We start from the raw sequence: 1,116 nt of genomic DNA on the forward strand, positions 1-1,116 counted from the left end.
CCAGCTGGGCGAAATGGATGGGACACACTTCGCTGTCCTCAAGAGCGAAAGCATTGCAGGTGTGCTGCTCTTCACTGATAGCGTCCAGGCCGAGCATCTCGCCGGGTATTTGAAAACCGGTAACTTGCTCGCGACCGTCGAGAGACAACACTGTGGTCTTGAATGAACCGATACGCACTGCGTAAAGCGAGCGCAATGAATCGCCCGTGCGATACAACGCCGCCCCTTTTTTAACTTTTACGCGCTGGATGATCAGGGTATCCAGTCGCTCTACTTCCTGGTCGGTCAGGCCAATCGGCAGGCACAGCTCCAGCACGCTGCAGTTGGCACAGGCAGCCTTGAGGTAATGCGCGTGAAGGGGGCGGAGGTCATACGGCGGCATTATGCGTCCCTCTATTGGTGTATGAAGCATAGGCGCTGAGAGCCGGGTCAAACCCGTAATGCGTAAACCGAGGGCGGTTGTACGACGAACGGGGGCAGTGCCCCAGCAGAAAATGCCAGTCAATCAGGCGCAATCCATGTGGGAGCGAGCCTGCTCGCGATAGCGGTGGGTCAGTCAACATTGATGTTGAATGTTATGCCGTCATCGCGAGCAGGCTCGCTCCCACAGGTTTGCGCTTAACTGACTGGCATTCCTCTCCAGAGGAGGCGCGTTTGATGTAAATCAAGTCTTGAACCTCCCAGACTCCCAGAATCGACAAATGCCCTGTTCGCAGCGCGGGCCTGTCATCGATGGCCGGCGCTGCTCTTTGTCGAGAGCGGAGAGCTTCATGAGTGATTTTCTGAGTGCCGATCAGCTGGAAGGTCTCGACGCCTATTGGCGAGCGTCCAATTACCTGGCAGTGGGGCAGATCTACCTCAAGGACAACCCGCTGATCAGCGTGCCCCTGACGCTGGAACATGTAAAACCGCGTTTACTGGGGCATTGGGGAACAACGCCGGGGCTGAATCTGATCTATGTGCACCTCAACCGCCTGATCACCTGCTACGACCTGAACATGATCTTCGTCACCGGCCCCGGGCATGGTGGGCCGGCGATCGTGGCGCAGACCTATCTGGAAGGGACTTACACCGAGTTCAATCCTTCAGTGGAGCAGAACCGTAACGGCCTGGTCC

Annotated in this window: 2 protein-coding genes; one reads left to right on the forward strand and one right to left on the reverse strand. The window is 57.1% G+C overall.

Annotated elements, in window-relative coordinates:
- Positions 1-382, reverse strand: a 382-nt coding sequence (locus AC1DH9_RS29610; protein WP_477809391.1) for a cyclic nucleotide-binding domain-containing protein, incomplete at its 3' end; no start/stop codon positions are given.
- Positions 383-770: 388 nt separating this feature from the next.
- Between AC1DH9_RS29610 and AC1DH9_RS29615 the strand changes: the two genes are divergently transcribed.
- The coding region (locus tag AC1DH9_RS29615; RefSeq protein WP_477809392.1) for a phosphoketolase family protein at positions 771-1,116 on the forward strand (346 nt) is incomplete at its 3' end.

The organism is Pseudomonas sp. 05T35 (genome assembly GCF_056396605.1).